20 protein-coding genes and 1 pseudogene are annotated in these 25,240 nt (G+C 46.9%); 5 read left to right on the plus strand and 16 right to left on the minus strand.

What is annotated here, in order from left to right:
* Positions 1-96 precede the first annotated feature (96 nt).
* The 6 genes from hscB to R0I52_RS06100 all read right to left on the minus strand — a co-directional run bounded on the left by hscB (position 97) and on the right by R0I52_RS06100 (position 5,091).
* The gene (gene hscB, locus R0I52_RS06075) at positions 97-690 is read right to left on the minus strand and encodes a Fe-S protein assembly co-chaperone HscB (protein WP_317053580.1); all 594 of its coding nucleotides are present in this window, start codon (positions 688-690) and stop codon (positions 97-99) included.
* A gap of 211 nt (positions 691-901) precedes the next feature.
* On the minus strand, positions 902-1,222 hold the full coding sequence (gene iscA, locus R0I52_RS06080; RefSeq protein WP_075100713.1) for an iron-sulfur cluster assembly protein IscA: 321 nt from the start codon (positions 1,220-1,222) through the stop codon (positions 902-904).
* Between the two features lie 285 nt (positions 1,223-1,507).
* The gene (gene iscU, locus R0I52_RS06085) at positions 1,508-1,909 is read right to left on the minus strand and encodes a Fe-S cluster assembly scaffold IscU (protein ID WP_075100714.1); all 402 of its coding nucleotides are present in this window, start codon (positions 1,907-1,909) and stop codon (positions 1,508-1,510) included.
* A 155-nt stretch (positions 1,910-2,064) separates the two neighbouring features.
* Positions 2,065-3,291: an IscS subfamily cysteine desulfurase gene (locus tag R0I52_RS06090; RefSeq protein ID WP_317053581.1), complete on the minus strand. Its 1,227-nt coding sequence runs from the start codon at positions 3,289-3,291 to the stop codon at positions 2,065-2,067.
* Entirely contained in the window at positions 3,288-3,797 is a 510-nt protein-coding gene (locus R0I52_RS06095; protein WP_075100716.1) for an Rrf2 family transcriptional regulator, read from the minus strand. The genes R0I52_RS06090 and R0I52_RS06095 overlap by 4 nt, the downstream gene beginning before the upstream one ends.
* A gap of 649 nt (positions 3,798-4,446) precedes the next feature.
* The gene (locus tag R0I52_RS06100) at positions 4,447-5,091 is read right to left on the minus strand and encodes a hypothetical protein (RefSeq protein WP_075100717.1); all 645 of its coding nucleotides are present in this window, start codon (positions 5,089-5,091) and stop codon (positions 4,447-4,449) included.
* Positions 5,092-5,681: 590 nt separating this feature from the next.
* On the opposite strand from R0I52_RS06100, the gene R0I52_RS06105 reads away from it, so the two are divergent.
* Together R0I52_RS06105 and R0I52_RS06110 are read left to right on the plus strand one after the other, a co-directional pair.
* Complete coding sequence (locus R0I52_RS06105; protein ID WP_075100718.1) at positions 5,682-5,954, plus strand: HU family DNA-binding protein; 273 nt, start codon at positions 5,682-5,684, stop codon at positions 5,952-5,954.
* Positions 5,955-6,413: 459 nt separating this feature from the next.
* On the plus strand, positions 6,414-8,288 hold the full coding sequence (locus R0I52_RS06110) for a SurA N-terminal domain-containing protein (RefSeq protein ID WP_317053582.1): 1,875 nt from the start codon (positions 6,414-6,416) through the stop codon (positions 8,286-8,288).
* Between the two features lie 185 nt (positions 8,289-8,473).
* Here the strand turns inward: R0I52_RS06110 and purH are convergent, their stop codons facing one another.
* From purH to mrcB, 6 genes are all read right to left on the minus strand, one after another.
* The gene (gene purH, locus R0I52_RS06115) at positions 8,474-10,054 is read right to left on the minus strand and encodes a bifunctional phosphoribosylaminoimidazolecarboxamide formyltransferase/IMP cyclohydrolase (protein WP_317053583.1); all 1,581 of its coding nucleotides are present in this window, start codon (positions 10,052-10,054) and stop codon (positions 8,474-8,476) included.
* Positions 10,055-10,207: 153 nt separating this feature from the next.
* Positions 10,208-10,525, minus strand: a complete 318-nt coding sequence (gene fis, locus R0I52_RS06120; RefSeq protein WP_317053584.1) for a DNA-binding transcriptional regulator Fis — start codon at positions 10,523-10,525, stop codon at positions 10,208-10,210.
* Between the two features lie 225 nt (positions 10,526-10,750).
* The gene (locus R0I52_RS06125; RefSeq protein WP_317053585.1) at positions 10,751-11,899 is read right to left on the minus strand and encodes a DUF3426 domain-containing protein; all 1,149 of its coding nucleotides are present in this window, start codon (positions 11,897-11,899) and stop codon (positions 10,751-10,753) included.
* 181 nt (positions 11,900-12,080) lie between these two features.
* Positions 12,081-13,007 carry a 50S ribosomal protein L11 methyltransferase gene (gene prmA, locus R0I52_RS06130; protein ID WP_317053586.1) on the minus strand — a complete coding sequence of 309 codons (927 nt, stop codon included), beginning with the start codon at positions 13,005-13,007 and terminating at the stop codon, positions 12,081-12,083.
* 190 nt (positions 13,008-13,197) lie between these two features.
* Positions 13,198-14,040 carry a tetratricopeptide repeat protein gene (locus tag R0I52_RS06135; protein WP_317053587.1) on the minus strand — a complete coding sequence of 281 codons (843 nt, stop codon included), beginning with the start codon at positions 14,038-14,040 and terminating at the stop codon, positions 13,198-13,200.
* Between the two features lie 29 nt (positions 14,041-14,069).
* The gene (gene mrcB / locus R0I52_RS06140; protein WP_410524043.1) at positions 14,070-16,439 is read right to left on the minus strand and encodes a penicillin-binding protein 1B; all 2,370 of its coding nucleotides are present in this window, start codon (positions 16,437-16,439) and stop codon (positions 14,070-14,072) included.
* Between the two features lie 827 nt (positions 16,440-17,266).
* Between mrcB and R0I52_RS06145 the strand changes: the two genes are divergently transcribed.
* Entirely contained in the window at positions 17,267-20,053 is a 2,787-nt protein-coding gene (locus R0I52_RS06145; RefSeq protein ID WP_317053589.1) for a heavy metal translocating P-type ATPase, read from the plus strand.
* Positions 20,054-20,155: 102 nt separating this feature from the next.
* On the opposite strand, the gene R0I52_RS06150 is transcribed toward R0I52_RS06145, so the two are convergent.
* Complete coding sequence (locus R0I52_RS06150) at positions 20,156-20,878, minus strand: Bax inhibitor-1/YccA family protein (protein WP_192994978.1); 723 nt, start codon at positions 20,876-20,878, stop codon at positions 20,156-20,158.
* Between the two features lie 311 nt (positions 20,879-21,189).
* Between R0I52_RS06150 and R0I52_RS06155 the strand changes: the two genes are divergently transcribed.
* Positions 21,190-22,194 (plus strand): NAD(+) kinase, encoded by a 1,005-nt coding sequence (locus tag R0I52_RS06155; protein WP_317053590.1) that lies wholly within the window; start codon positions 21,190-21,192, stop codon positions 22,192-22,194.
* 66 nt (positions 22,195-22,260) lie between these two features.
* Positions 22,261-22,575, plus strand: coding sequence for a YeaC family protein (locus R0I52_RS06160; RefSeq protein WP_317053591.1), 315 nt, complete (start codon positions 22,261-22,263; stop codon positions 22,573-22,575).
* 139 nt (positions 22,576-22,714) lie between these two features.
* Here the strand turns inward: R0I52_RS06160 and R0I52_RS06165 are convergent, their stop codons facing one another.
* From R0I52_RS06165 to R0I52_RS06175, 3 genes and pseudogenes are all read right to left on the minus strand, one after another.
* Positions 22,715-23,089 (minus strand): HopJ type III effector protein, encoded by a 375-nt coding sequence (locus R0I52_RS06165; RefSeq protein WP_075101716.1) that lies wholly within the window; start codon positions 23,087-23,089, stop codon positions 22,715-22,717.
* Positions 23,090-23,320: 231 nt separating this feature from the next.
* Positions 23,321-23,488, minus strand: a pseudogene (gene csrA, locus R0I52_RS06170) (carbon storage regulator CsrA); the annotation flags it as partial.
* A 391-nt stretch (positions 23,489-23,879) separates the two neighbouring features.
* The gene (locus tag R0I52_RS06175) at positions 23,880-25,166 is read right to left on the minus strand and encodes an aspartate kinase (protein WP_317053592.1); all 1,287 of its coding nucleotides are present in this window, start codon (positions 25,164-25,166) and stop codon (positions 23,880-23,882) included.
* Between the last annotated feature and the right edge of the window lie 74 nt (positions 25,167-25,240).

The following is a 25,240-nucleotide window of genomic DNA, read 5'->3' on the forward strand; positions in this document are numbered from 1 at the left end:
TAAAATAAATAAAGGAAATGGCGCAATTACGATGACGGGTGCTGATAAATATCAATCTTTAAATCTACATATTGAAGGTGTGTTTATTTAAACACCCTAAACATATAAATCATCGTCATCAGAGTGCTCTGCACTGGCAACTTCATCAAGGCCAGTCGTCACATCACCATTGAGTTTTACCAAAAACTTAAGCTTTTGGGTGGCATCAATCGCGGTCTGCCAGTCTTGCTCTTGATAGGCACTGCTAAAGCGCTCAGACTGTTTGATCAGACGCGCGGTAATCTGGGGTTGTAGCTGCGCAAGTGTCGTCCGATCCTTATCTTCGATCGCTTCATCTAGATCGATACGCATCTGCATGGCGTCTTCTAAAAAATCTAAATCGGCAATTGAGTGCTCAAGATTGTGGGCCTGACTTGCCATCTCTAATAGGTAGGCGGCGCGGCTATCAGGAGCCTTTAAGGTCTGGTATGCTTGATTTATCAGCGCTGAAGCTTGCTCTGATTGCTGTTTGGCCTCCGTCACACTCGTCACGTCTTTTGTGCTATCCACCATCAGGTTATCAGGATGATAGCGTTTTTGTAGTAGACGTAAATGCTGATCCAGACGGGCCTGATCAATCTCAAACTGAGCGGGCTGCTCAAATAGAGCAAAAAAATTATCAAACTTTGCTTCTGCGGTGATGTCTGTCATATCATACGCCTTGCTTTTATTTATTATAAAGTATCTGAGATACCAGCGCTTATCATATCCAGTGTGCTATCAAGCGCCAGATTGGATGATGTATAGCCTACCAACTGAATAAGAAAAATGTTAAAAACAATTTTTTTATCAAAATACATCATGCTTAAAGGCCAGTACGGCTTCAGTCATAACGATGGCCAACGGCTAGGGGTGGGCGATCTTAAACAGTAAACGACTCACCGCAACCACATTCACCTTTTTGGTTGGGGTTGGTGAACTTAAAGCCTTCATTTAAGCCTTCTTTTTCATAATCCATCAATAAGCCGTCTAAATAGACCAAGCTTTTCGGATCGATAAAGATGCTCACACCGCGGCTTTCGTAACGTGTGTCATTGTCATCAGGTGTATCTACGAACTCTAAGACATAGGCCAAGCCTGAACAGCCTGCGGTGCGAATACCCACACGGATACCTTCGCCTTTGCCGCGATTGTCCAAAAACTCTCGAACATGCTGAGCGGCGCGTTCTGTCATTTCAATCATGCCAACTCCCATTGACTATCAATAATAAAGATATCTTTCAATATGATGTCATCGACCATAAAATCAATGACGGTTATTCATAACAACTGTTAATAGTAGCTATCAATAACGAATATGAGACTGGCAGCCAACCTAGTGTATCTACCAGATTTATGTGTTTGCGCCAGTTATAAAATAAAAGGTGACAATTACAGTAGCGTTATTGTCACCTTTATGGCATCAGTAGCGATCAATCAGAGTCCTACTGACGCCTTGCTAATAAAACAATGCATACGGCCAATAAGCTTAGCTGGTCGCTTCTTCAGCGGTACCATGCTTGCCTTTATAGTCGCTAATAGCGGCTTTGATGGCGTCTTCTGCGAGTACAGAGCAATGCACTTTTACAGGTGGCAAAGCCAACTCTTCAGCGATGTCCATATTTTTAATCTCGCCAGCTTGGTCCAAGCTTTTGCCTTTTAGCCACTCGGTGACAAGTGAGCTTGAGGCAATCGCTGAGCCGCAGCCATACGTTTTAAAACGTGCATCTTCGATGATACCGGCGTCATCTACTTGGATCTGTAGGCGCATCACGTCGCCACACGCTGGGGCACCGACCATACCTGTACCAACGTTTTTGGCATTTTTGTCAAGATTGCCGACGTTGCGTGGGTTTTCGTAATGATCAATAACTTGGTCACTATAGGCCATGGGGTTTTCTCCTAGTTAGGGGATGAGCGATAGATTGTTTACTACGTATCCGTCGCTCATCGATAATTGGGGTCAAACGCTTACTGTAATTGTCTGATCAATCGTTTTATAAATATTTAAAACAAAGCGCATAAAGGCGATTTGTTTGGTAAATGTTAGTGCTCAGCCCATTCTACTGAATCTAAATCCACACCTTCTTGATACATATCCCAAAGTGGTGATAGAGCGCGCAGTTTCTCAACCGCTTCGTGCATTTGTTTGATGACGCGGTCGATGTCTTGTTCGGTGGTATAACGGCCAAAGCTGAAGCGAATCGAGCTGTGAGCCAGCTCATCTGGACGACCAATAGCACGTAATACATATGATGGCTCAAGCGTCGCAGACGTACAGGCCGAGCCTGATGAAACAGCTAAGTCTTTTAGCGACATCATCAATGACTCGCCTTCAACAAAGTTAAAGCTAATGTTTACAATGTTTGGCACGCTATTGTCTAAATCACCGTTTAGGTAGATCTCTTCGATGTCTTGCAGGCCATCCCATAGTTTTTGGCGGAGTTTGGCAACGTGAGCATGATCTTCTTCAAAGCGCTCATTGGCTAGAGCAAATGCCGCCCCTAAACCTACGATTTGATGCGTTGGCAATGTACCTGAGCGCATACCACGCTCATGACCACCGCCATGCTGCTCAGCTTTTAGGCGGATGCGCGGCTTACGGCGGACAAACAATGCGCCAATCCCTTTAGGGCCATAGGCTTTGTGTCCTGAGAAACTCATCAAATCAATTTTCATTTCTTCAAGATTGATTTTTACTTTACCGACAGACTGCGCGCCATCGACGTGGAAAATCACGCCAGCGTCACGAGTGATTTCACCAATCGCTGCGACATCGGTAATGGTACCAAGTTCATTGTTTACCATCATCAGTGATACCAAAATCGTATCGTCACGTAATGCGTCTTTTACTTGCTCTGGCAAAATAAGACCCGTACCGGCTTGTGGCTCTAAGTAAGTAATCTCAAAACCTTCTTGCTCAAGCTCACGGCAGGTATCTAAAACCGCTTTATGCTCAATTTTACTGGTAATGATGTGCTTGCCGCGCGATTGATAAAAGTGCGCCGCGCCTTTGATGGCAAGGTTGTCAGATTCAGTCGCACCAGAGGTAAAGACGATTTCACGCGGATCAGCGTTGATGACTTCAGCCACTTGCTGACGCGCGGTTTCTACGGCTTCTTCTGCTTGCCAGCCGTAGCCGTGCGAGCGCGAGGCTGGGTTACCAAAGATGCCATCTACAGTCAGATACTCGCTCATCTTAGCAGCTACTGACTTAGCAACTGGCGTGGTGGCGGCATAATCTAAATATATAAGGTTGTTATGTTGGCTCATGCTGGGTTTGCCTCGCTGTTCGATAGGGTAATGGTATTAATGTCTTTTATAGAAACTTCTTTGGTGGAGGTGTGCTGTCGCTCTGAGACGGACTGCACATTTTCCATATCTAATAATTGCGCTAATGTTATGTTTTTCAAGTACTGCTCGATATGATTGGACAATGCACACCATAGATCATGGGTTAAGCACATTGTACCACCTTGGCAGTCGCCGCGTCCTTCACACTGCATCGCATTAACCGACTCATCGACCGCAGATATGATGCTCATCACATCTATCTCGTGTAGCGGTTTGGCCAAGTAATAACCACCAGCGGCACCGCGTATACTGGTGACAAGCCCACGTTTGCGTAGTTTGGAAAATAACTGTTCGAGATAAGAGATAGATATTGATTGCCGTTTGGCGATATCAGATAAAGATACCGCACTGTCCTGTTGGCTGGTTTGTAGCGCCAAATCTAGCAACGCGGTCACGGCGTATCTGCCTCGAGTAGTCAAACGCATGTGTTATCTCCAAACTTATATATCATTTTTATTTAACAACGATCTTAGTAAGAAACTCTCTACCAAAGCGAAAGATAAAAAGGGCAAAACCTCTGCCATGCTCAAATAAAAGTCATCTGCTAAGTGGTGTCTTATCGTCGTTAAACAACAGATGGTTAACCCGATGTGTGCAACGATTAAGCCAATTATACTTAATCCTGAGTAATTTAGTCAAGATTAAAGTGTGGTTGAATGGTTAATCAAGCTGATGGCTATGATTGATAAAAACAATGATGCATAAAAGCAATGATGAATAAACATCGAGACTAAAAACAGATGAGGAGTAAAGAGATAGTGGGTGCACTATAAAACAAATCCAGTGTTATAGGTATAAATGCCGTAAAGCGTCAAAAGTAAGCAGCACGTCAGATAAGTTGATAGCAATCGTATGGGGGCATCGCTGCATTTTTTTGGTTTAGGAGTAACGATACTTGATAAAGGCAAGGTAGGAGAAGGTAGGGTGACAGCAATAGATATCTAGGCTGTATTTTTGATATGGCACCCTACTATTTGATGACTGGTCAGTAGCCTGTTAAAGACGCCACCATAAAGTGACTCACAGAACTCTCAATGATAACTATCGATTTTATTCTCCGTTTAGTGGACTCGTTTAATTTATTAATAATGCAATAATAGCGCCAATCATGACAAGCAGGGCGACGACAGTCACAATCGTCAGTGTTTTTTGTTTGCTTTGTAGCTCTTTGACCGTGGTTTCAAGCTCACGGTTTTTGATGGTTAAGGTGTTGATTTGCGTTTGCTGCTCTTTGATACGCAGTTTGTAGTTTTCTTTTTTTTCTGCCATCTCCGCTTCAGTGGGTTTAGATTTGCCTTTACCACCTTTGAACTTTTTCACCAGTCCTTGGATGAGGCTGCCCAGACCCAACTGCATGATAAACTGCTTGACTAACTGCACTTGCACTGACTCACCGCGCATTTGTAGTTTTTCAGTGCTTTCGCTGTCGTGAGTGGTGATGGCGTTGATGACTTGGATACTGTAGGCATTGATGACGACATCAGGCTCACTACGACCTATCGGCAATTGCGCGTCTAATAACACGCCTTTGGTACTAAAGGTGGCAAAAACTTCTACATGGGGGAGGTACAAGCGCAGCGCGACGACAGTACCTTGCTTGGCTAAAGGGTAAGCAGCTTTACGTAATTCAGGATCTAAGCGTAACAGCAAGGTCAGTGCTGACTCGATGAACACCAAAAAGATATTGAGAAAAGAGTGAGATAACGTAGAACGCTTCATGTAGATAATCCGTGGTTATTTTAGTAACGTGTCGTAAAATGAGGATGTGATCGATAAAAAACAACTTAAAAATCAAAATACACTCAAAACATGCGGTCATATTTTGCTTATAGTAACGTCTTTATAATAAAAAGTAACGCAAGTTTCTGACTCTAGGCACTCTTTATGTCAAGTGTATTGATAAGTCGATATTTTTTGTGCTATTTTCGGCTTTGGCTGCCCGTTGTTTTAGGTACATTGGTGGCTCATTAATGACTCGTTAGTATTTTTAAGTTAAGGATAAATTAAAATACTATGTGAGAGCAATTTACTGGACAAAACACCGGGTAGTCAAGCTGTCAAAGGTAAAGTAGCGAGTTGATAAAAAAATTGCAGGGGTTTTGCGTAACATTGAGTGTCAAATACGTAGTAAGCGGCACAAAAATATGTAAAATCGCTTGCGCTCCTTATGTTGCCTTGATATAAAGACGATAACAACGCGAAACCTGTTAATACGCAAGTCAGGTAGTTTTTATTGCTTAAGTGCTATGAGAGCGTTACAATACCTGGCGTGAGCGTGTATTATCCCCCTTAAACTTGAAGGAAATTTTATGAATAAGTCAGAATTGATTGATAGCATCGCAGAAAAAAGTGGTCTGAACAAAACCCAAGCTGGCGATGCGCTAAACGCTGTTATGGAGAGTGTTGGTGAAGCTTTAGAAGCTGGCGACAGCATCTCTTTGGTTGGGTTTGGTACTTTTAGCGTAAAAGACCGCAAAGCACGTACTGGCCGTAACCCTAAGACTGGTGAAGAGCTAAACATCCCAGCAAGCAAAGTACCAAGCTTTAAAGCCGGTAAAAACTTAAAAGAGCGCTTAAACTAAGCCTTTTTTAACATTGTACTTTTTAAGACTATATAAGGTATAGACCACTATAAAAATACGGCCACCTATTAGACAGAGACTAAAATTGGATACAAGATACGTATAAATGCAGTGTCTGTAGGCCGTAAATAGATAGAAGGTCGCTCATGGATTTGCTTATTATTTAAGTCATGAGCCAAATAGCAAAAAGCACCTAATATTTAGGTGCTTTTTTTATTACGATAGTTCGTATCAGACATCATGAATATTTTGAGTCTGTCTCAAAAATCACGTATCATAGGGCGCGCTGTAGATGCATTGTCTAAATCAAGATTGATAGATATCTCTTGGTTTTGCACCAAAACGCACACGCCCTTACTCATACCATTGCCGGCTTAGACAGTATCAATACCACAGCGTCGATAGGCATCATATTACAATGGTTTTTCATCAACATAGGTTAATAAAGCAGAGATAACTATGGATAAATTGCGCGATTTTTTAAAAAGCTGGCCAGGTCGCATTTTATTGATTTTATGCCTGTCACCGCTTGCGCTATTGGGTGTCGAAAGCTACTTTGGCGGTAGTGTCGACCCGAACCAAGTCGCTCAGGTGGGTGAGGCAAGTGTGGGGCTGTCTGAATATCAAGCTGCGGTAAATAACCGTCGTACCGAAATTTTAGAGCAAGTTGATGATGCCAGCCTATTAAATGAGGACGTGCTACACGAGCAGGTGCTAAAAGGCCTTATAGATCGTACATTGTTAGAGCAGCAGGCAGGCAAGCTTGGAATGACGGTCTCTGATGACACCATCAACCGTTTACTGCGTCAAGAAGAAGTATTTAAGGATGCGGACGGCAATTTTTCTAATGAGCAGTTTGCAAACTTTTTGCGCCAGCGCGGTATGACAAAAAACCAGCTGTTTGCTGAGTTTCGCAATCAGTTAAGTCTCGATCAGCTCAATGCCAGTATCGTCGGTACTGCGATTTATCCGATGCAAGCGGTCAGCCAATTGATTGATTTGCAAATGGAGTCGCGCAATATCTGGCTCCATCGGTTTAATTGGCAAGACTATGCCGATCAAGTCGAGGTCAGCAAAAGCGATATACAGGCTTATTATGATGCCAATAAAGACACACTAAAAAGTGCCGCAATGGTGGATTTGGCTTATATTCAACTAGACCCGCAAGCCATTCAGATTGATGAGGTCACTAAAGCGGATCTGCAGCAGCAGTATGAGGCGTATAAGCAAAGCCAAGCAGTGGTAGACGAGCGTAGAATCAGCCAAATACTCCTCACAGGTGACAACGCCAAGGCGCGTGCTGAAAAAATTCAGGCACGTTTAGACAAAGGTGAGTCGTTTGCCGCACTTGCCAAAGCTGAGTCCGATGATCCGTCAGGAGAGATCGGCGGTGATATCGGTCGTCTGAATACCTCGGTGTTTGGTAGTGATGCTGCTGCGGTCGAAAAAGCGCTAGAGGGCCTAAGTGTTGGGGATGTCACCGCACCTATCAAAACCAGCTTTGGCTATCAGATATTTACAGTGACCGAAGACAATGGTAGCAAGGTACCAAGTCTGGAGAGCATGCGCGATGAGCTAACGGCGAAAGCAAAAGAGTACAAGCGTCAAGAGATTTATGCAGATAAAGTCACGGCCATTAATGATTTGGCGGCTGATGGTTTTAGTATTGAAGATATTGCTCAGCAAGAAAACGTCCCACTAAAACGCATCAAAGACTACCGTAAAGAAAACAACCAGTCGGTTCTGTCACAGCCAGCTGTGCTCAAACAAGCCTTTGATGAATTTACCATTCAAGATCAGGCAGTAACCGCAGGTATCGAAGTAGGTAACAGTAAGGTATGGGTACAACCGAGCAATTATCGTCCTACTAAAACCTTGTCTTTGTCAGCGGCGACGCCAAAAATCACGCAGATACTACGTCGCCAAAAAGCCACAGCATTGGCCCTAAAAGAGGCCAAAGCCATCGCTGCTGGCATCAAAACTCCAGCAGATATCAGCAAGCAGCCTGTAACACTGCAAGCGCTTGGTCAGATCAATCGTCAAACGACACAGTTGACCGAAAAAGAGCGTGGTATGGCCTTTAGCCAGCAAGCTGATGATAACGCTGTGGTAGCCATCGCAAGCGAGACGGAAGTGGGTGCTAGCTTGTTGGTCGGTGACCGCATCAAAACTGAGCCGCAATCACCATTATCTGATGTGCAAAGAGCACAAACGGCGGCTATTATTCGTGATAACCTAGGCCAAGACCAACTGCAAGATTACTTAGAGCATCTGCGGATGGTGTATCAGGTTGAGATTAACGATGCCAACATGGCCAGCGCTCAAGGTCGTTGAATACAAATCGTTAAATATCGATAATTGAGTCATCTTAGATGGCTCTAAATAACGATAGCCGCTTGAACATAAAGACGTAAAAAAGCCACTGTATCAAGGACAGTGGCTTTTTTTTACCTGTAACTTAGCAATCAAAGCCGACGCGCCTCATGCGCGCCGGCTCAGTTACAAAAGACTATATAAGACTAGTGGCGGAAGTGACGCATATCTGTGAACACCATAGCGATGCCATGCTCATTGGCCGCTGCGATGGTTTCGTCATCGCGCATTGAGCCACCCGGCTGAATGATAGCAGAGATGCCGACATCTGCTGCATTATCGATGCCATCACGGAATGGGAAGAAGGCATCTGAGGCCATAACGGCGCCTTCGGTAGCAAGTCCTGCGTGTTCAGCTTTGATGGCGGCGATACGGGCTGAGTTGACACGGCTCATTTGACCGGCGCCAACACCGATGGTGCGCTGAGCTTTAGCATAGACGATGGCGTTTGATTTGACATATTTTGCAACGTTCCAGCTAAATAGCAAGTCTGCAATCTGTGCCTCTGTTGGCTGTACGTCGGTGACAATTTTTAGATCATTGGCAGTGATTAAGCCAAGGTCTTGTTCTTGTACGAGTAGGCCGCCATTGACGCGCTTATAGTCAAGCTGAGCGTCGCGTTGGTCTGGTGCTGGCAGCTCGCCGCATACCAAGACGCGGACGTTTTTCTTGCTGGCTGTGATGTCGAGGACGCCCTCTTCGATACTTGGTGCGATGATGACTTCGACGAACTGATTATCAATGATGGCTTTAGCCGCGGCCAGCGTCAAGGGACGGTTAAAGGCAATGATGCCACCAAAAGAAGATTCAGGGTCGGTACTAAAGGCCGTTTGGTACGCAGTAACTTGGTCTTGATCCACAGCCACGCCGCAAGGGTTGGCGTGTTTGACGATCACACAAGCAGGCGCGCTAAAGGCTTTGACACACTCAAGCGCGGCATCTGTGTCGGCGATGTTGTTGTACGATAGTGCTTTGCCTTGCAACTGTGTGGCGGTCGCGATAGAGGCTTGTTGGCTCTTTAATGGGTGGTTTTCGACATAAAAAGCGGCGTTTTGATGCGGGTTTTCACCATAACGCAAGTCTTGTGCTTTTTCGAGCTGCACGTTAAAGGTACGTGGGAAGTTCTCTGGCTCTTGCGTGGCGCTGAGGCGGCTGCCCAAGAAGTTGGCAATCATACCGTCATATTGTGCCGTATGTTCAAAAGCTTTGACCGCTAAGTCATAACGCAGCGCCGAAGTCAGCTCAGTGCCGTCACCTAGGGCGGTGAGGACGCGCTCATAGTCAGCAGGGTCCGTGACGATACCGACATGGGCATGGTTTTTTGCTGCTGCCCGTACCATAGTAGGGCCGCCGATATCGATGTTTTCGATAGCATCAGCCATGGTCACATCGGCGCGCGCAATGGTTTGCGCAAATGGATATAAGTTTACCACCACCAGATCAATACGCTCGATTTGATGATCACTCATGACGCCGTCATCAGTCCCGCGGCGACCTAAGATACCGCCATGGATTTTAGGATGTAGTGTCTTGACCCGTCCGTCCATCATCTCAGGAAAGCCAGTATAGTCTGATACCTCGGTTACAGCGACGTTGTTTTCGGTGAGTAGTCGATATGTACCGCCAGTAGATAATAAACCAAAGCCTGCCTTGATGAGACCTTGAGCAAATTCAACGATATTGGATTTATCAGAAACTGATAATAAGGCGAGTGGGGTTGTACTCATAAAAAAACTTCCATAAAAAAAGCCCGACATCAACGTCTGGCAAGGTGATAATGACAATGGTGGCAGATAACCTCAAAAAAACTGAGATCATCACCGCTCAATTGCCCTGCATAATGACTGTCAATCAAAATAGATAGGCGCATATAGCTGGTGCTACATTAAGTCATAAGTTTTGAGTTTTTTGCGTAGTGTACCGCGATTTAGCCCGAGGATTTGGGCGCATTTGGTTTGATTGCCGCGCGTTTGTTCGAGGACGACCGACAGTAGTGGTTCTTCAACTTGTCTTAAAATCAGCTCATATAAGTCGGTTGGCACCTCATCACCTAACAAGGCAAAGTACTGGCGCACCACACGCTCGACATGTACACGCAGCGGCTCATGAGCAGTGTGGGTATGGAGTTTGGAGTAGTCGGCAGGATGCTCAGAGCTGGTAGCAAAATGGTGGGCATTATGCTGTGCATGAGATGCCATAAGATAAAGTCCTTGGGTTAGAGAAAATCAAACCATCAGATATCAGGGTATTATATCAAATTAATGACCTTTGGCGCTGATAGATTCGAGGTTATATCCGATATCCAGCCATCGAGTACCTAGTCATCAAATACATGACCATCAAATCGTTCAATGAAGCGTTATTTTTTGTAGTATCTGTCGGCGTAGGTACAACAAGCCCCAACCATTTGATAAACAAAGGCCTTAATACAAAGGCGTTATCTGAACGTCGCGAATCTGAGTATTGGCCACAGGGATGGTAAACAATAACTGCTGCTGACTATTGGCGGCGAGTTGTTTTTGCTTGCCTAATAAGTAATCTGCTGGCGCGGCGATAAACTCACCAATCATAGTATCTTTGCCGTACACGCTGACCTTTACGTTCGGATAGAGCTGCGCTTTGGTGCTTTGATTATAAAGGGCGGCGCTGACATCGCTAAACGCGCCTGTGGTGTTGATACGGCTTTTTTGGTGAGTAATATGACTAATGCTCAATGCTGTTAAGTCAGCACTAGGCAGGCTACAAACAGCAACAGAGCAGATGCGGTGTAGGCGCTCGGCATGGACAGGATTTTTGACCAAGGTGTCTATATTAAAGATGACATATTGCGCCAGTAATAGCAGCGCCAATACCAAGCAACCAAGGGTCCATAATAAAGATGCTACTGAGCACCGTGCAGGCGTTGGTGCAAACCTTGCTGGCGCCTCTTTTATACGGGCGTTTTGATTTTTTTCTTCGTCACTGAACGGCACGCCCATTTTTTGTAAGATTTGTGATAGGTCGGTGTTGTCTGGTGTTTTGTGTGTGTTTTGGCTTTCTTCTTTCAACAACGCCTCAAGCCAAGCATTGTCCGCATTTTCATCGACATTGGCATGAATATTATTGGCGGCGGCAGAGCTTAGCGCTGCTTGTGCCGATGAGTCCGGGCTTGTCTGCGCTGCAGATGACTGCTGGTTTGAGGTATGGTTGAGATGACTCGCCTGTGTCAGCCATGCATCCATACTGTCGAGCGAATCGTACTCTGATAAGTCGGTTTCTGACTCCCCTATATCCATGTCATCATGAATCAGCTCATCGTGGATGAGGTCGTCATCAATCAGGTCATCATGAATCAAATCGTCGTGAATAAGCTCATTGTGAGCCGCGGCTTTGTTTGATGTAGAAGTGGCGGTATCGGTCTCAGCGTGAGGGCTGGGGGCAGTGTCGGCGGTGACGATGAGGTGTTGATTGACCAAAAAGCTCTGATGACACTGCTCGCAGTTGACAGTGGCGTTTACTTTGTTTAATTGGGTTTGTTGTACTTTAGAGCAAGCGTGACAATGGGGGCACTGAGTTTTTATGGGCGTGGTCATAGGGTCGAGTCCAAAAAAGTATGGTGATCAATACCGCTCTTCCACTCACCAACAGCTGCCTATGGGATGTATACTGCGCATTAACAAAATATCTCATGTATGAATCATGGGCAAGGACAGAGTGGCGTCAAACACATAACATTTGACTGCCCTCTATCGTAACAGATGTAATTAAATGTTGCTAGCCTGTAAATGTACCAGATAATCGTTGCCAGTGCTGGTCTTCTTGGTCAGTAAAAGCATGCTTAGGATCCATAGCAAAGTAAGGCTGATAGGCGGCGACGACGTCGTCGGTTTGCGATTCGATCAAGCCTGCCAGTACGATACGGCTGCTGGGTTTGACCAATGTGGCAAAGTACGGGGCTAAGCCGATCAGGGGTTTTGCTAAAATATTGGCGACCAGTACTTCGACTGGCACGACCTCATGCTCAGCACAGTATTCATTAAATGCTTCTGGCAAAAATGCTTGCAGACGATCACCAACTTGATTGCGCTCTGCATTTTGATTGGTGGCCAGCACTGCTTGTGGATCGATATCGACAGCGTAGACTTTTCGTGCGCCTAGCAGCAAGGCGGCGATGCCCAAAATACCTGAGCCGCAGCCATAGTCAATCACTACCTTATCTGTTAGGTCTTGCTCTGTGAGCCAGTCGAGGCATAAACGCGTGGTGGCATGATAGCCAGTACCAAACGCCAAACCTGGGTCCATAATGATGTTGGTCGCCTCGGGGCTCGGCGGCGTAAGCCAGTTGGGCACAATCCAAAGATCGTTGGCGCACTCTATCGGCTGGTAGTTGCTCATCCATTCGCGTTCCCAGTCCTTATCATCGACAGCGGTCAGCCAAATGCGGCTGGCTTGTACTTGTGCGGCGATTTCGTGGCTTAGCTGCTCGACGGCCTGCCGACTGCCGGCATCAGTGCTCGCATCAAAGAGCCCAGTCAAAATAACCTCGTCCCAAAGCGGCGACTCACCAGGCAGAGGTTCAAACAAAGGCTGATCGCCTGCGTCATCGAGCGCGATTGAGAGCGCGCCTGCTTCTAATAGCAGCGCTTCGGCCAAATCAACGTTTGCCTTTTCGCATTGTAAATGTAGTTGTTGCCATGCCATAACGATACCCTTAAATAAAAGAAAAAAGTGAGAGAAATAATACGTATTTTAACAAGAAACAGTAGTGAAAAAGCAGCTCATGTATTACTACGATGGCTACTTGATATCTATTGAGATAGGTGGACTTGACCTCATTCGCGATATTTTACGCGCGTGCTTTTAGCTGCTGAGGTCATATGCTGACGCCAAATTAACGCAGTGCTCGTTTTGCTTCGTTAATCACTCGCCCATTACCCTGAGCTTGCCCTGACTGTAGGATGACTTGCCATAGCGCACGTCTACGACTGGCGTCTTGCGAAACGCTAAGGCCGCGGCGCGCCATGGCTTCTGCTTTACGTGGTTGGTTCTTTTTTAGTGCAACTTGTGCCAGATAAAAATAGACGGCAGAGGATCTGGGTGCCAAGCGCTGGGCGCGGGTAAAACTGTTTTCGGCATTGGTCAGGCTGCCAGCTTTGAGCTGACTGATGCCCGCTTGCATCAAATTGCGAAATGCAGGCAGGTCGCTGTTATTGCTGGTGGTACTCTGGCTGCGTTGTTGTGAGTTTTTTCTAGCGCGCTCTAGCAGCTCATTGTGTGAGGGTGCTGCAGGCTCAGAGATCATATAGTCTTCACGAGAAGGCGTGAGAATGACCACATCTGGCTGACTGACGATGGGATCTTGGCTGGGTAGGTGGGTCTGCGGCGTATCTTTTGTCAGTGGGTTTGCTGACTCAGAAGTGCCGTCATTTGGGTAAGCACCAGCGCTGCCTGTGCTGTCTTGTTTGACAATGGGGGCTTGTGTCACCGGATAGGCCGTGTCATGTCGCGCAGGGCTGGCGGTGCCTGATGCCCCTGATGGCGCCTGTTTAGCTGAAGTGTGCGCACCAGCAGGCGTGCTGGGTGCCGTTTGACAAGCGCTCAAACTCAGCATGCCTATCACAGCGCCAGAAAAAACCAAACGGCGAGTGGACTTAACGGTACTCAATGTGGTTTTGGCAGAGGTTGGCATCAGACGATGGTTACCTAAGACAGTGTGTTTGAACAATGACAGCATAGAGAGCCTCTTTATAAGTTACCAAAATGTTAAAACCATTCAACAGCGCGGTCATACCATGTATCTGCACGATTTTGTGCATCATTGCTGTCAGCTTGATCCTCATCATTATTAGAATCGACCGCTTCGCCATTTGGGATATCCAAACCTTCGCGGCGACGTTGTTGATTGATGACGCCTTGCTGGCTTTGCCATTGCAGCTGCTCACGCGCTCGCTCCTGCTGGTATAATCCAAGGGCACAGGCACTGGCTTCTTTTGGTAGGTGCGCGGATAAGACAGGCAAATAGCGTGCATCGGCACAGCGCTCATCAGAGAGTTTGCCTGAGTTGTTTTCTAGCCAGAGCCACTCGATGCCTTCAGGCTCCGGTAGCGCCACGGGCGTCAGCTTCAGGCGTTTCATGTAGTCAATCCAAACGGGTAGGGCGCCAGTACCACCGCTCAAGCCGATAGGTTTGTTGTCATCACGGCCAACCCATACCACGCTGACGTAGTTGCCACTATAGCCGGCAAACCAGGCGTCGCGATAGTTGTTGGTCGTACCTGTCTTGCCCGCCAGATTTAAGTGACTACCCAGCGACTGGGCGCGTCTGGCCGTACCGTTTGACACCACTTGTTGTAAGGCGTAATTGGTCAAAAAATTGGTCTCAGGCGGGATGCTGCGCTCCGTGTTTAGCCCCGTACGCTGCAAAATCCGGCCACGATTGTCGATCACCGTACGAATACTATGAATGGGCGTACGAAAGCCGCCGGTGGCAAAGACTTGATAAACACCGAGCATATCCATGGGGCTTAGATTGACAGAACCCAATAATGCTGAAGGGTAAGGCGGGATTTTTTCTTGTACACCCAGACGACGCAGCTGTCTGGCAAAAGTGTCGACACCAAACTCCATGCCCAAACGTACCGTGCTTTGGTTATAAGACTTGGCAAGAGCGGTGGTCAAGGGAACATAGCCATGATCACGGTTTGAGTAGTTTTTGGGATTCCACTTGGTGCCATCGCCTAGGGTGACGGTAATCGGCGAATCATCTACTGGGCTTGCCAAGTTATAGCGGCCACTTTCGAGCGCGGTCATATAAATGACTGGTTTTAATAAAGAGCCGACCTGACGTTTGGCGTCGACCGCACGGTTAAAGCCTGTAAACTCACTGCCACTGCCTACCACAGAGACCAGCTCGCCTGTTTCGGGGTTGGCACTGACCAGAGCGCCTTGCAGATCTTTGGTTTTGCTACTATTACGGCGCAGCTCGCTCAGTTTTTTATCGACCGCTTTGTCAGCGGCCAACTGAGCAATAGGGTCTAAGGTACTGATAATGGTCAAACCTTCGTTTTTGAGGTCGTCAGAATAATAAACATTATTTAGCTCACGTTTGACGATATCTAAAAAGTCGGGAAATTGGCTCTTGCCTTCAACTGGCTTATCCACCACGCCCAGCGGCTGCGCCAAAGCTTTTTCGTAGTCTTCTTGGCTCAAAGTACCCATCGCCAGCATATTGCTTAGCACGACGTCACGGCGCGCTTTTGAGTCGTTTGGATGACGGCGCGGATTATAGATACTCGGGCCTTTTGCCATACCGACCAGCATGGCTTGCTGATCTATACGCAGCTCTTTGAGGGGTTTGTTAAAATAAAACTGTGACGCCAGCCCAAAGCCGTTGATAGAACGATTGCCGTTTTGACCCAAGTAAATCTCATTAAGATACGTCTGCAAAATCTCATCTTTGCTGTAGTGCAGCTCCAACAAAACCGCCATCAATGCTTCATTAGCTTTACGTTTAAGCGTGCGATCTGAGTTGAGATAAAAGTTTTTGATAAGCTGCTGGGTGATGGTCGAGCCACCTTGCATCGAGCCGCCAGAGAAGTTATTGAGCACGGCGCGCGCGATACCGCGTATCGAGACCCCTTTATGCTCATAAAACGCCCGATCTTCGGTGGCAATCAGTGCATCGATCAATGGCTGCGGCACCTCATCTAATGACACCACCAAGCGATCTTCGTTGCTGTCTGGATAGATACCGCCGATATTTACCGGCTCCAAACGAATGATGCCACTTTTGGCCGGCAGAGTGCTTTGGATAGACGCAATCTTATTGCCTGAGATAGTCATTTTAATGACTTGCTCGGCGTCTTTGTCATTGGCACTGTAGGTAAAGCCGCGCGTGTGAATAAAATAAGTATTGCCCGAGCGGTGATAAGTTCCTGTGCGATTATAGGACTTGTTGCTTTGATAATTGAGCAGCTCAAGCCAAGTTTTCATCGTCTCGCGATCGACATTTGCCCCTTGGTATAGCTCAAGCGGCTGCGAGTAGACTTTGGCCGGAATATCCCAGCGCTTACCCTCAAACTTATGGGTAATGGTGCGATCAAGTTTGATCAAATAGAGCGCCAATAACACCATGCCTGCGATGATAATAATTAAAATCAGACTACTAAAGATGATACCACGTTGCTGTGAAGGCAGCGTGCCGATAGCAGGTCTAGAAGACTGAGGCAAAGTGAGATTGGATCGCTTAAAGTTGGATTTTTGCACTGATGTCGCACCGTTTTGGGATAAAAAACTGCCTCATAATGACGCAAATTGATAATTTTTTCAATCTATCATCGTCAACGACAGTATTCATGGGTATTTAGCGGTCGGTAGTTACCGCTGCTTGAAGGAGCTGCTTATAGTATAATCGATAGTCAAACTGCACAGTGACTCTAAGCTGATAAATTCTAAGCTAATACAGGCCATACCCGCGTCATCAGCAGGATTTTATTGGCAATCTAGAGACCATGTCAGCTGCTGACACACGATAGCAGTTTGTCTAGGCGATCATGATGTAATTTTTATGAATCCGTGGGCGCGCGGCCTACTTATACGAGCAAAGCACGGGTTAAAACAGCTATTTTAATCCTGTTTAGCATCGTCAATGCTAGGGCGTGTCCTCAACTCAATCGGCATGTAATCGATAGTCATTTAAATGGGCTAAAAGTGGTTAAACACTGCCATACGGCGTCAGATAGCTTATTACTATCTTGGTATTATCTGCGCTATTTCATTGTTTGACCATATTGTTTGATGATAGTGTTCGATGACAGTGTTTGATAGCAGTGTTGAACAGATCATTGGTCTCATTTTTATCAGCATTTTTACAATGCAGACACGACCTAGCCAGTTTATTTAACGCAAATTTAAAGCATATAAGGTTCGAGCAAACCTGTCTAAAGCAAATAAGGGCGATTATGTCTAGTGTTCCATCACAAACGGCATCTACCAGTCAACGCTATGAAGATAGCTCTATCACCGAAGGTTTGGTGTTGCCTCTTGCAGGCCACTGTTTTCACTGCGGAGACCCTGTGCCTGAGCCGCCATTTTATACTGAGATATTGGGGCAATCGCGTGAAATGTGCTGTATGGGGTGTCAGCTTGCATCTGAGAGCATTGTAGAGGCTGGACTTGAGCAGTATTATTTGGACCGCTCAGAAATCAACCGCACCGCCAGCCTACCCACGCAGCTGACGCGTCTTGAAGCCTATGATCATGAAGAGATCAAATCACAATTTGTCTACGCACAAGACGGTATGTCGGTGGCCGAGCTGTCGGTCAATAACCTGCGCTGCGCCGCCTGTACTTGGCTGATTGAGTCACGTTTAGATGAGCTGGAGGGTATTAGCAAATGCCAAGTCAACTTGACCAACCAGCGCATGCGTGTGATCTGGAATGAAAGCCACCTACCGATCAGTCGTATTTTGGCAGTCATCAACGAGATCGGCTACGAAGCCAAGCCATACCGTCAAGACACTCACGAGGCGATGCTGGCACGTCATAACAATCAAATGCTCCTGCGCTTGGGTATTGCAGCGCTGGGCTCGATGCAAGCGATGATGTATGCCGTTGCGATTTATTTTGGGGAATACAGCGATATGCTGATATTTCAGCGTGATTTTTTGCGCTGGGTGTCGTTGTTTGTCAGTACGCCGGTTTTCTTTTATGCAGGTATTCCGTTTTTTACCTCGGCATGGTCTGCGATTCGTGCCCGTCAGGTGAATATGGATGTGCCCGTCAGTATCGCACTGGTTGTCACCTTCTTTGCCAGTCTGTACGCCACCATCACTGGACAAGGCGAGACATACTATGATTCGGTCAGTATGTTTATTTTCTTTTTATTAGCCGGGCGTTATATCGAGCATAATGCTCGCCTAAAAGCGGCAACCATGGCCAATGACTTGGTAGTGGTTGAGCCGGTATTGGTACAAAAAATTGCTGAAAACAAGGACGCCGCTGCACAGATATTACAACAGTTTGAGCAGAGCTCCTCGATACAAGATGTCGCGAAAAATCCCTCGAGTGCTGCTCAACTTGGTGACGCGAGCGTAGCAGCGGCCCAAAAAGACACGGGCGGCGCATCAGACGCCATCGCGGACTTTACCCAAAGTATGGATACCAGTCTGCAGCAGATGACAGTGCGTATCGCGCAGGCGTGGCAAGCACAGCGCGCAAACGCTACATACGATACAGAAGACAAGCAGATGGTCACCGCGCATAGCTTGCAAGTGGGTGATATTATTTTGGTAGAGGCAGGCTCTGAGATCATCAGTGATGGGATATTGCTCAGTCAGACAGCCACCGTCTCGCAGAGCTTGTTGACCGGTGAGAGCGATTTGATTCTCAAAACGCAAGGCGACTATATCGTCGGCGGCGCACAAAACGACAGTCAGCCGTTTGAGATGTTGATTACCGCCTTGCCAAAAGACAGCCAAATCGGTTTGATAGATAGACTGATGAACCGCGCCATGAGCGAAAAGCCCAAACTGGCTCAGCAAGCTGATAAGCTGGCACGTTGGTTTGTGGCGCGTATTTTAGTACTGTCGGTATTGGTGTTTGTCGGCTGGTATATCGTCGATCCTAGCCAAGCGATTTGGGCAACGGTCGCGGTGTTAGTGGCGACTTGTCCTTGTGCATTATCTTTGGCCACGCCTATTGCCTTGACGGTTTCGACCAACCGTTTGGCAAGCTATGGGTTTTTGACCACGCGTGGACATACGCTACAGACGCTTGCAGAGATTACTCATGTGGCGTTTGATAAAACAGGTACCCTGACGTACGGCAAGCCCAACTTATTAAATATTGAGCTGATGACTCTGTTGCCAGACAGCGCGCAAGCAGGGCAGACGCGCGCTGAGCAAAAAGACAAAGTGTTGGCGATAGCCGCCGCCTTAGAAGTCGGTAGCCGTCACCCGATTGCTCATGCGCTGTTGACCGCAGCATATCAGTTGCATCTGCCTACCACTCAGTTGTTGCAGTACTATCCTGCAGGCGGCGTCGAGGCGGTGATTGATGATGTGCGCTATCGTATTGGCCATGTGGATTTTGCCTTAAATAGTACAGATCATGGGCGACACATTGACTTGGCGGCTGAGCGAGCAAGCTCGGCGGTGGTGTTGTCTTGTCAGCAAAGTGCGGGCGCGTCATGGCAAGCGTTGGCCTGCTTTTATTTTAATGACAAAGTGCGTGATAGTGCCAAGCCGATGCTCGATGCGTTAAAGGATTTGGGTATCGAGTCTGTCATGCTGACAGGCGACCCAAGCCCGCAAGCGCTGCGTATGGCTGAGAGTTTGGGCATGCAGGCCGCCTACAATGGTTTGTCGCCGACAGATAAGGTCGATCATATCCAAAGCCTACAGGCCCAAGGGGCGGTGGTGCTGATGGTCGGAGATGGCATCAATGATGCGCCAGTGCTTGCTGCTGCCGATGTGTCAACCTCGATAGCAGGCGCGGCAGACTTAGCACAGGTATCAAGTGATAGTATTATTTTGGACGGTCAAATCGAAGCCATTACCGCAGCCAAGCGTATCGCTGATAAAACCGAACGCATCATCAAACAAAACTTTCGCTGGGCACTTATTTATAATGGCAGTGTGCTGATACCAGCGGCGCTCGGTTATGTACCGCCATGGTTAGCAGCCATTGGCATGTCGCTTAGCTCTTTATTTGTGGTGTTAAACGCCCTGCGTCTAAAGCGCGCGTAGCTGCCATCAAGCATCTAGTTACCGCGATTCTATAAGCTTATGCACAAAAAAACCGCCTTAGCCAAGGCGGTTTTTGCTCACGGTGATAGCGGTATGTATCATTTAGTCTTGTAGGTAGCTTAATAAGCGCATAAACTCAATGTACATCCAGACTAGTGTGGCAAGAATGCCGATACTAAATAGCCACTCGTAATCCTCTGATACGCCCATTGCCACACCGCGATCGATATTATCGAAGTCTAGTAGCAAGGTAAAAGAGGCGATGACGATGACAAATAAGCTGAAACCAATAGCGATAGCGCCGCCTTCAAACAAGAAAGGCAAGGTCGAGCCAAATACCAACGACAACACCCACTGTGCGACATAGACAAGCATAATAGCAATGACCGCTGAGGTGACGATAGAGCGGAACTTTTCAGTGACCTTTACCAGCCCTGAGCGGTATAGCCCCAGCATCACCGCTGCCGTCACAAATGTCGCACACATCGCCGTGACCGGCACGCTTGGATACATGCGCATAAAAAACAGCGAGATACCGCCCAAAAACACACCCTCTAACAGAGCATAAGGGACAGCAAACGTCTTAGCTTTTTGTGGTTTAAAGGTGATAAAAAGGGCAAGACCAAACGCGGCAAACATACTTACCATGGCGGCCATCGTGATAAAGCCTTGTGATAGGCCTGCCATCAGTGCATAAAAGAAAAAACCCACACCAGTGATGGCAGATAACCCGAGTAGCAGACTGGTCTTTTGAATCACGCCCTTGACCGTCATTGGGTTACCGCCGATCGCAAGCTCTGCGCGACTGACAATAGGATTGGCCATACATATGTCCTTAATTAAATATAAAAATAGTAATGTCAGCTACTTTAGCAAAACCGCCATCATTGTCAACTGTGTTTGCGTGATGAAAAGCAAGGCTGCGCGGCGTTATAAAGCGCTGATCTACACCCAGCGGTGACGGCATTTTGGTAGCCAAACAAGCACGTCTACAAACTCATCTAGTGGTAGCGTGCGCTGGTTTTTATTTGGGGTCGATTACGACTGTTAACAACGATAATGCATAAACATGCTAGTCTAAGCACGTATTTATCGCTATCATGAGCGAGTATTTTACCGTTATACCGAGTCTTTTTATGGAAAACTCAGCGCAGTCTGCAAGATTGCCACATTTACACGAATCAGAGCTGTTCCACGCCATCAAAAACCCGGCTTTTCGGCGTATTGGCCTCATGGGGCGTGCCGGCAAGTGCAGTGTGACCCAAAGTCTGGTGCAAATTGCCCAAACCATCAATGACATGAACTTGACGTTGATCATGGATGTGCAAACCGCCAACTTACCGACGTTAAACCTTACCGAAATTGAAAAAGTCAAAATCGTCAAACGCAGCTTGATCGGCGAGATTTGTGATTTGGTCATCGTCGTCGGTGGGGATGGCTCTATCCTGCATGCGGCCGAGGCGTTGGCACGCTACCGTGTGCCTGTCCTTGGGGTCAACCGCGGTCGCCTTGGGTTTTTGGCGGACGTAAAGCCGGACGAGGCGGCCTTTAAACTGCGCCAAGTACTGATGGGTAATTATCAGCTGGATCATCGGTTTTTATTGACCATGGAGATACGAGAAGGGCGCAACATTATTCATGAAGACATGGCACTCAACGACGTGGTGCTACACGCTGGTAAGTCAGTCCATATGATCGACTTTCAGATGAAAATCGATGGTCAAGATGTCTATCGGCAGCATAGTGATGGCTTGATCGCGGCGACGCCGACCGGCTCTACAGCCTACGCGCTATCAGGCGGTGGCCCTATCATCCATCCAAGTATGGATGCCATTTGTCTGGTGCCCATGCATCCTCATACGCTCTCGAGCAGGCCGATTGTGGTGAGCGGAAACAGTGAGGTGTGTATTCGCATACATGAAGACAACCGTACCCAGCCGATGGTGAGCGCAGATGGCAAGCCGAGCGTACCCTTAGATCAAGAGCAGCGCCTGTATATCCGTAAGCACCCTGACAAATTGACGCTACTGCACCCGCCAGGTTTTGATTTTTATGAGGCATGTCGCACCAAGCTACACTGGAACGTCCATGCTGAAGAATTCAGTCTGGACGTCGATGATGATATCATAGACGATGAATAAGCGTTTTTAAGACACAAATATCTTAGATGATAAAAAACACAGTCAGACATAGTGAGAGTAGGCACGATGGATAAAGAAAAGATATTAGCGAGTTTGACGCCAGAGGTAGTCGATAAGTTTCGTATGGCGATTGAGCTGGGTAAATGGCCAGATGGTCGTAAGCTCAGTGCGGAGCAGCGCGAGACCTGCATGCAAGCGGTGATGGTATGGGAACACGAGCATCTGCCGCCCTCTGAGCGTACCGGCTATATTCATAAGCCAATAAAAGACGATGGCTCAGTCGTTGGGGCAGAGTGTGATGTCGAGCATGAGCATCACTATCCAAACATGCCCAATCCTAAAGGCGCGGTACAGCCTGTGAAGTTTCGCAATAAGCAATAAACAGACCGTGATAAACAAAATAAGCGCTCAGTTGATTACGTATTGTATTGAAGTTATCTTCGTATTAAGTTGACTGAGGAGTACACGGCAAAAAGCCACGCTCATGAGCGTGGCTTTTTTTGGTTTGATAGATTAGGTTTTAAAGTGCAGTGGTATCCACACTAGGGCGAACCGTTAGTGGGTTTTTTTGCATCAAAAACCCTTGCCAACCCCAATGTAAAAAGTTGCGAATATTGGCATGATCTGTGCCGTTAGGCGTCGCTAGGACTTTGGCATAATGCTCGCCAAACAGTTTTAGCGTGTCTAATTGGTTTAGGCCATGGTGTTTGGCAAACCCAAAAATCTTGGCACTGCCTTCGTTTTCACCAGCCGCATTATGTACCATACCATTAACAAAAGGCGCTGGCGCATAACGATAAAAATCATCAATAAAACTGATGACATCATTGAATCCAATGGCTTTTTTGTCCAAACCATTAAGTAGGGCCGATACATCTGATTGGCGGATACTCATAAATAAATGACCTCAGAGCAGATTAAAAAACAAACCTATTAGATTATATAATTATAAAAACGACAGTACTTCTAAAAACACAGCGTATTTATAAAAACACACTTCTACTAGATGCTCAATGATTATTCGTGATTAATCGTTCAGTTTTATGGCTCAACGATTGAAATAGTCTTCGTCATCAAATGAAGGCGCAAAATTGCCTTGCTCAAGATGCTGCATTTGCGACTGTACAGAACGCTCATGCTGAATACGTTGGTAAATCTCTTCGCGGTGTACGGCAATATCTTTGGGTGCGTTTACACCGATACGTACTTGATTGCCTTTGACACCAAGGACAGTCACACTGACCTCATCGCCAATCATTAGCGTTTCGCCCACGCGGCGTGTCAAAATTAACATGCGTCACACTCCTTATGTCGCATCAACAAATTATTACTCATCAGATTACTTCTCGATTGCAGGACATCGCCGCAGCACAAAACAAACCATGTGTTGATCGCAACATAATGATTGTGCCAATAACGGCAACGATAGGTAGATTCATTTAGCCCAAATGAAACCCCCATTATAGGGGGCATAACAGTTACTGTCACGGGTTTTCACAAAACTATTAGGTAAATACGCAGCCTAGTAATAATAAAAAATAAAAATAGGATCTAAAAAGACCCTATTTTATTAAATATATTAGACAAAGTAATTGATACTGATTTAATTGATAACCGTTGATGCTAAGTTGATAGGTTTAATGGTTTAAAATCAATGACAGTTTCATCAATAATGGTGAAGTCAATTATAGCCCAGCGATTTTACTGTCGCCATCGTCTCGGTCTAGACCGAACGCTGTATGCAGTGACTTGACCGCTTTTTCTAAATGCTGGTCTTGAATCAAGACAGAGACTTTGATTTCACTGGTCGAGATCATCTGAATGTTGATGTTGTGCTCGGCCAAGGTTTGGAACATCAAGCTGGCGACCCCTGCGTGTGAGCGCATGCCCACACCGACCAAAGATACTTTGACCACTTCGCTGTTACCCAAGATTTCTTTGGCACCGATGTCGTCTTTGACCTCGTCGTTTAGCACTTTCATGGCTTTATCTAAGTCAGTACGGTTGACGGTAAAGGTGAAGTCAGTGGTGCCTTGATCCGATAGGTTTTGCACAATCATATCGATTTCGATATTGGCACGTCCAATCGGGCTTAAAATAGCAGAGGCAATACCAGGGTGATCAGGTACGCCGCGCACTACAATTTTTGCTTCGTCTCGGTTAAAGGCGATACCTGAGATGATTGCCTGTTCCATACTGTCTCCTTCGTCTATCGTAATTAGGGTGCCGACATTGTCTTGAAATTCTTGGTCAAAGCTACCGTCAGTATTTTCATCAAAGCTAGATAGCACACGCAGCGGCACGCCATATTTACCAGCGAACTCTACCGAACGAATCTGTAGGATTTTGGAGCCAAGGCTTGCCATCTCAAGCATTTCTTCAAAGGTGATTTTTTCAAGCTTTTTGGCTTTTGAGGTCACGCGTGGGTCGGTGGTATAGACGCCATCGACGTCGGTATAGATTTGACACTCATCCGCGCCTAATGCTGCTGCAATCGCCACGCCGGTGGTATCAGAGCCGCCGCGGCCTAGGGTGGTGGCGTTACCTTCTGCGTCGATACCCTGAAAGCCTGCGACGATGACGACATTGCCAGCATCGAGCTGTTCGCGGATGTTTTCGTCATCGATGCTCTCGATACGGGCTTTGTTATACGCGTTATCGGTTTTGATCGCCACTTGGCGACCCGTCAATGAGCGCGCCCCCACGCCCAGCTCTTTTAGCGCCATCGCAAGCAATGAGATGGAGACTTGCTCCCCTGTTGAGACCATTTGGTCGTATTCACGTGGGTCAGGTTGGGTACTGATTTGGCGTGCCAAATCGATCAAACGGTTGGTTTCGCCACTCATGGCTGAGACCACGACGACCACTTGGTGGCCGTTATCATGCCAGCGTTTGACTCGTTTGGCGACGTTTTTTATGCGGTCGATACTGCCCATCGAGGTGCCGCCATATTTTTGTACTATTAACGCCATAAAAATCTACCTATTATTCAATAATGGCCTTTTTTATCATCGCTGTGCATCTATGTGACGCCCAATCAATGTCT

It is taken from the genome of Psychrobacter sp. CAM01, assembly GCF_032842965.1.
Classification (GTDB): Bacteria; Pseudomonadota; Gammaproteobacteria; order Pseudomonadales; family Moraxellaceae; genus Psychrobacter; species Psychrobacter celer.

Bases quoted from the DNA above. Each gene is read 5' to 3' on its own strand.
- R0I52_RS06100 (WP_075100717.1), bottom strand. From the start codon at position 5,091: ATGAAGCGTTCTACGTTATCTCACTCTTTTCTCAATATCTTTTTGGTG.
- R0I52_RS06135 (WP_317053587.1), bottom strand. From the start codon at position 14,040: ATGCTGTCATTGTTCAAACACACTGTCTTAGGTAACCATCGTCTGATG.
- R0I52_RS06105 (WP_075100718.1), top strand. From the start codon at position 5,682: ATGAATAAGTCAGAATTGATTGATAGCATCGCAGAAAAAAGTGGTCTG.
- prmA (WP_317053586.1), bottom strand. From the start codon at position 13,007: ATGGCATGGCAACAACTACATTTACAATGCGAAAAGGCAAACGTTGAT.
- R0I52_RS06110 (WP_317053582.1), top strand. From the start codon at position 6,414: ATGGATAAATTGCGCGATTTTTTAAAAAGCTGGCCAGGTCGCATTTTA.
- R0I52_RS06095 (WP_075100716.1), bottom strand. From the start codon at position 3,797: ATGCGTTTGACTACTCGAGGCAGATACGCCGTGACCGCGTTGCTAGAT.
- R0I52_RS06150 (WP_192994978.1), bottom strand. From the start codon at position 20,878: ATGGCCAATCCTATTGTCAGTCGCGCAGAGCTTGCGATCGGCGGTAAC.
- fis (WP_317053584.1), bottom strand. From the start codon at position 10,525: ATGGCATCTCATGCACAGCATAATGCCCACCATTTTGCTACCAGCTCT.
- R0I52_RS06160 (WP_317053591.1), top strand. From the start codon at position 22,261: ATGGATAAAGAAAAGATATTAGCGAGTTTGACGCCAGAGGTAGTCGAT.
- R0I52_RS06145 (WP_317053589.1), top strand. From the start codon at position 17,267: ATGTCTAGTGTTCCATCACAAACGGCATCTACCAGTCAACGCTATGAA.
- mrcB (WP_410524043.1), bottom strand. From the start codon at position 16,439: ATGGTGTTATTGGCGCTCTATTTGATCAAACTTGATCGCACCATTACC.
- R0I52_RS06090 (WP_317053581.1), bottom strand. From the start codon at position 3,291: ATGAGCCAACATAACAACCTTATATATTTAGATTATGCCGCCACCACG.
- R0I52_RS06155 (WP_317053590.1), top strand. From the start codon at position 21,190: ATGGAAAACTCAGCGCAGTCTGCAAGATTGCCACATTTACACGAATCA.
- iscA (WP_075100713.1), bottom strand. From the start codon at position 1,222: ATGATTGAAATGACAGAACGCGCCGCTCAGCATGTTCGAGAGTTTTTG.
- R0I52_RS06125 (WP_317053585.1), bottom strand. From the start codon at position 11,899: ATGACCACGCCCATAAAAACTCAGTGCCCCCATTGTCACGCTTGCTCT.
- purH (WP_317053583.1), bottom strand. From the start codon at position 10,054: ATGAGTACAACCCCACTCGCCTTATTATCAGTTTCTGATAAATCCAAT.
- iscU (WP_075100714.1), bottom strand. From the start codon at position 1,909: ATGGCCTATAGTGACCAAGTTATTGATCATTACGAAAACCCACGCAAC.
- R0I52_RS06175 (WP_317053592.1), bottom strand. From the start codon at position 25,166: ATGGCGTTAATAGTACAAAAATATGGCGGCACCTCGATGGGCAGTATC.
- hscB (WP_317053580.1), bottom strand. From the start codon at position 690: ATGACAGACATCACCGCAGAAGCAAAGTTTGATAATTTTTTTGCTCTA.
- R0I52_RS06165 (WP_075101716.1), bottom strand. From the start codon at position 23,089: ATGAGTATCCGCCAATCAGATGTATCGGCCCTACTTAATGGTTTGGAC.